The organism is Nocardia farcinica (assembly GCF_029867845.1).
Classification (GTDB): domain Bacteria; phylum Actinomycetota; class Actinomycetes; order Mycobacteriales; family Mycobacteriaceae; genus Nocardia; species Nocardia farcinica_A.
Genome location: NZ_JARWRU010000405.1, coordinates 1 through 4,579, shown reverse-complemented (window position 1 = coordinate 4,579; position 4,579 = coordinate 1). Strand labels below are relative to the sequence as shown.

Sequence of the window (4,579 nt, the reverse complement as noted above, 5' to 3'; positions counted from 1 at the left end):
AGCAGGGCGTGGGCGGTGTCGTTCTCGAGCGCGTGCACCAGCATCAGCGGCCGTCCGCGCCGGAGCGCCTCGGCCGCCGCCCAGCGCACCGCGCGTTCGCTGCCCACCGAGCCGTCCACCCCTACGACCACGGCGGCGGAGCGGTTCTGGTGCGGATCGAGGGCGGGGGTAACAGACATCGGGCTGCCCTTTCGATGGCTGCGCGGGACCGTGGAGAACTGCCCGCACCGCCACCGCAGCCGGGTCTACGACGATTGTGCGGCGCGAAGACGGTGCGGCGAACGGGCTTTCGGTCCCGGACCCGAAGGGCTTTGGACCCCGATCCGGCGGGCGCGCCTGGTTCAGTGGTGCGGGGGTTCCCCGGTGACGATGTGGTCGGCGTGGTTGAGCGCCTCTTCGACCAGGCGGGTGACGTGCCCGCCGCGCAGCCGGTAGATCACGCGGCGGCCTTCGCGGCGGGTGTCGACCAGCCCGGTGAACCGCAGCTTCGCCAGGTGCTGGCTGACCGCGGTGCGGGAGGCGCCGCAGGCCTCGACCAGGGCGGTCACATCGGCTTCGCCGTGGGTCAGCAGCCACAACAGGTGCAGGCGGGTGGGATCGGCGAGCATCTGGAAGATGCCGGTGGCCGCGTCGAGGCGGCGGGCGTCGGGGGAGACCGGGTGCGCGAGACTGGCTTCGGGTTCGGACCGTCGGCCCGCCACCTGCTCGGCCATCGCCCTCACCACTCTCATCGACTCACCGGCGCCGCCGTCTCGGACCGGTCCGCCCGCGCCGTGCGCGCGGCGGCAGTGGTTGCGAGTGTAGCGACCAGAGCCGACGCGGTCGCCGCGACGCATGGTCCCGCCCCGGTGGCGAGCCAGCCCGCCGCCGGATAGGTGAGCAGGAAACAGGCGTGTGAGAGGGAGAACTGCGCGGTGAACACGCTCGGCAGCTCCGCCTCGGTGCGCGCCTGGCGCAGCAGGCGGGCGGAAGGCGTGTTGACCGCCGAGGTCCCCGCGCCGAGCGCCGCCGAGCACAGGCCGAGCGCCACCCAGGCCGTCGCACGGCCGGGGTCGATGGCGAGCCACGCGGCCGTCGCGGACAACGCCGCGCTCACCAGCGCGCACCCCGCGAGCATGAGGACGCGGTCGTCGAGCAGGGTGAGCAGGCGCGGCACGGCCAGGGCCACCGCCATCGAGCCCGCCCCGTAGCAGGCCAGCGCCACCGCCACCCCGGTGTCGGCCCCGCCGAGCACGTCGCGGACCAGCACGACGGCGCCGACGATCACGAAGCCGGTCCCGGCCGCCACCACCATGTTCATCGCCAGCAACCTGCGCGGCTCGGCCCGCGCCAGCATGATCCTTGCCCCCGCGGTGAGCCGTTCGACCAGCGGTTCCCGCCTCTCGCCCACCGGCCGTGCGGGCAGCGTCGTGGTCGCCACCAGCAGCGCCGACGCCACGAAGCCCGCGACGGTGCCGAGGAACAGCCAGTGGTAGCCGAGCACCGTGAGCAACGCGGCGGCCAGCAGGGGTGAGCACAGTGCCTCGAGGTCGTAGGCCAGCCGTGACAACGACAACGCCCGGGTGTAGTCGCGTTCGTCGGGCAGCACCGAGGGGATCACCGACTGGGAGGCGGGCGTGAACGTGGCCGACCCAGCACGGCCGCGGCGGCGCTGCCCGCCAGGTCGTAGGCGAGCAGTCCGAGCGCGACGGTGAGCAGCCCCGTCCCCGCCAGCGCCACCACCTGCGCGGTGAACAGTCGCCGGAACACCGGCTGTGGGGGCACGGTGCGGGTGCCGCTCGGCGCGCTCGTTCGGACCACACATAGTTTCCTACACGTGCGCACGTGCGCACACAATAGCTTTGAAGGGTTCGCCGTGCACCCTGCCGCGCCCCCGCGCCCGCCGCACGGTAGAACTGGTTCCAGCCGGGCGGCGTTGCCCGCGAGAACGAGAGGTGGCCCTCGTGGACAAGGACAAATTCGCGAAACTGTTCGACCTGAGCGGCCGGACCGCCGTGGTCACCGGCGGGACCAGGGGCATCGGCCTGGCCATCGCCGAGGGGCTCGCCTGTGCAGGCGCGAATGTGGTCGTGGCCAGCCGCAAGCCGCAGGCCTGCGCGCAGGCGCAGGCGCGGCTGCGGGAACTGGGCGCCGAGGCGCTCGGCGTGCCGACCCACCTGGGCGAACTGGACGACCTGCGAGCCCTCGTCGACGCCACGGTCGAACGTTTCGGCGGCCTCGACATCCTCGTCAACAATGCCGCGAACGCGCTGGCGCAGCCGCTGGCGACCATGCAGCCGGAGGCGGTCGGCAAGTCCTTCGCGGTGAACGTCAACGGACCGCTGTTCCTGGTGCAGGCCGCGCTGCCGCACCTGCGCGCCAGCGGTCACGCCGCCGTGCTCAATCTCGGATCCATCGCGGCCATGCAGTTCGCGGGCGGCCTGTCGATGTACGCGGCGGGCAAGTCGGCGCTGCTGGCGTTCACCCGCTCGATGGCCGCCGAGTTCGCCGCCGACGGCATCCGCGTCAACGCCATGGCGCCCGGCGCGGTGGACACCGACATGGTGCGCAAGAACCCGCCGGAGTTCATCGAGGCCATGGCGAAGACGCCGCTGCTGCGCCGCATCGCCGATCCCGACGAGATGGTCGGCACCGCACTGCTGTTGTGCTCGGACGCGGGCAGTTTCATCACCGGCCAGACCTTCGTCGTCGACGGCGGCACCGTCGCGCGTTGAGCGCCCCCTCTGCCGATCGAGGACCCGCACCACCGACGAGGAGACCGCTGTGCCGCAACTGACCGTCGAACATCTGCCGTCCGGCGTGGTCGTGCTGACCATCGACCGCCCGCACCGCCGCAACGCCCTGGACAACCAGACCGTCGCCGAACTGCACGCCGCCCTCGACGCGGTGAACGGCGACCCCGAGGTCCGGGCGGTGGTCGTCACCGGGGCGGGCGGGGCGTTCAGCGCGGGCGCGGACGTCAAATCGAACCCGGAGGACTTCACCGCCACCGACGCCGGGCCCGCGGCGGCCCTCGCCGGATCGGTGCGGTCGTCCGTGGGCAGGATCTACGCCGCGCAGGAGCTGATGGCCTCCGCCTTCGAGAAGATCCACCGCCTGCGCCAGCCGGTCATCGCCGCCGTCGACGGCCCGGCGGTCGGCGGTGGCTTCGCCCTCGCCCTCGCCTGCGACATCCGCTACGCCACGCCGAACGCGAGCTTCGGCGCGGTGTTCATCCGGCACGGCATCTCGGCCTGCGACATGGGCACCAGCTACCACCTGCCCCGCCTGGTGGGCGCGTCGCGCTCGGCCGAACTGCTGCTCACCGGAAGGGTCTTCGGCGCGGCGGAGGCCGAGCGGATCGGCCTGGTGCTCGAGCTCGTCGAACCCGGCGAGCTGCTGGGGCGGGCGATCGCCAAGGCCGAGGAGATCGCCGGGAACTCGCCGTTGGCGGTGTGGATGACCAAGGAGACCATGTGGCAGACGGTGGACGCGCCGAGCCTGCGGCACGCCTTGGACATCGAGAACCGCACCCAGGTGATGTGCAGCGCCACCGGCGATCTCGGCGCCTCCTTCGCCGCCTTCCGCGAGGGCGGGAAGGCCGGGTGGTCGCCGCTGTGAGCCGGGCGGGCGGCGCGCCCGTGGCGCGGATCAGCCTGCGTCGGCGCGTGACATGACCGCCACCAGGAAGTCGGAGTCCTCGGTGAACGGGCGCAGATCCCAGGTCGACAGCAGCAGGTCGATGCGCAGGCCGCCGGCCACGGCGTCGGCGCGGAAATCGGTGAAGGCGTAGTCGCGGCCTGCGCCGAAGCCGACCACCGCGCGCCCGCCGGGGGCCAGGTGCCGGGCGAACCCGGACAGCACCGCGCCGCGCGTCGGCGGGGCGACGAAGGTGATGACATTGCCCGCGCACACGATCGCGTCGAACGCGCCGGGGATGCCGCGGGCGGGCAGGTCGAGCTCGGCCAGATCGCCGACCAGCCAGGTCGGTCCCGGATGGTCCTGCTCGGCCGCGGCGATCAGTGCCGGGTCCACATCGACGCCGACGACCACGTGCCCGACCTCGTGGAGATAGCCGCCGATGCGGCCCGGCCCGCACCCCGCGTCGAGCACCCGCGCGCCGCGCGGCAGCATGGCGTCGATCATCCGCGCCTCGCCCACGATGTCGTGCCCCTGCGCGGCCAGATCGCGGAACCGCTGGATGTAGCGCTCGGAATGGGTGGGATCGGCCGCGACGATCTCCTCCCACTTGCTCGGGATCCGCTCACCCTGGCTCATCTCGCTCCCTTCCTCGCACGGTCTCGGCCCTCGATCCTGCCCGATCGCCCGGCCGGGCCTGCTCGCGCGGCCCGCGAACGGCGCTCACGGGGTGGGCCGGGTCCGCTCCGAATCCGCGGCGAGGCGCTCCAGGAAGAACGTCCGCACGTCGGCGGCCAGCAGGTCCGGCACCTCCATGGCCGCGAAGTGCCCGCCCCGGTCGAACTCCGACCAGTGCGCGATGTCGTAGTGCCGCTGCGCCAGCGGCCGCACCGACTGCGTGATGTCGTGCGCGAACACCGCGACGCCGAGCGGCGCCGGGCAGGCCACGGCGCCCCGGGAC

General features: G+C 73.2%; 7 protein-coding genes and 1 pseudogene. 2 read left to right on the top strand and 6 right to left on the bottom strand.

The window, feature by feature from the left end; translation table 11 throughout:
- The 4 genes from QH283_RS08660 to QH283_RS30175 form a co-directional block, all read right to left on the bottom strand.
- Window positions 1-179 (bottom strand): universal stress protein (locus tag QH283_RS08660; RefSeq protein ID WP_280502500.1); only part of this gene is annotated, 179 nt, incomplete at its 3' end.
- A 162-nt stretch (window positions 180-341) separates the two neighbouring features.
- The gene (locus tag QH283_RS08655; RefSeq protein ID WP_280502498.1) at window positions 342-731 is read right to left on the bottom strand and encodes an ArsR/SmtB family transcription factor; all 390 of its coding nucleotides are present in this window, start codon (window positions 729-731) and stop codon (window positions 342-344) included.
- Window positions 728-1,600, bottom strand: a complete 873-nt coding sequence (locus QH283_RS08650; protein WP_348538271.1) for a hypothetical protein — start codon at window positions 1,598-1,600, stop codon at window positions 728-730. The genes QH283_RS08655 and QH283_RS08650 overlap by 4 nt, the downstream gene beginning before the upstream one ends.
- On the bottom strand, window positions 1,597-1,800 hold the full coding sequence (locus QH283_RS30175) for a hypothetical protein (RefSeq protein ID WP_348538270.1): 204 nt from the start codon (window positions 1,798-1,800) through the stop codon (window positions 1,597-1,599). Before QH283_RS30175 ends, QH283_RS08650 begins: the two co-directional genes overlap by 4 nt.
- A gap of 143 nt (window positions 1,801-1,943) precedes the next feature.
- Here QH283_RS30175 and QH283_RS08645 point away from each other — a divergent pair, with 143 nt between their 5' ends.
- Window positions 1,944-2,714, top strand: coding sequence for an SDR family NAD(P)-dependent oxidoreductase (locus QH283_RS08645; RefSeq protein WP_280502497.1), 771 nt, complete (start codon window positions 1,944-1,946; stop codon window positions 2,712-2,714).
- A 58-nt stretch (window positions 2,715-2,772) separates the two neighbouring features.
- Window positions 2,773-3,600, top strand: coding sequence for an enoyl-CoA hydratase/isomerase family protein (locus tag QH283_RS08640; protein WP_280502499.1), 828 nt, complete (start codon window positions 2,773-2,775; stop codon window positions 3,598-3,600).
- Window positions 3,601-3,630: 30 nt separating this feature from the next.
- On the opposite strand, the gene QH283_RS08635 is transcribed toward QH283_RS08640, so the two are convergent.
- Complete coding sequence (locus QH283_RS08635) at window positions 3,631-4,257, bottom strand: class I SAM-dependent methyltransferase (protein WP_280502496.1); 627 nt, start codon at window positions 4,255-4,257, stop codon at window positions 3,631-3,633.
- An 84-nt stretch (window positions 4,258-4,341) separates the two neighbouring features.
- A pseudogene (locus QH283_RS08630) lies at window positions 4,342-4,579 on the bottom strand (hypothetical protein); the annotation flags it as partial.

Excerpts from the sequence above, each read along its gene's own strand:
- QH283_RS08635 (WP_280502496.1), bottom strand. The coding sequence starts at position 4,257 with ATGAGCCAGGGTGAGCGGATCCCGAGCAAGTGGGAGGAGATCGTCGCG.
- QH283_RS08655 (WP_280502498.1), bottom strand. The coding sequence starts at position 731 with ATGAGAGTGGTGAGGGCGATGGCCGAGCAGGTGGCGGGCCGACGGTCC.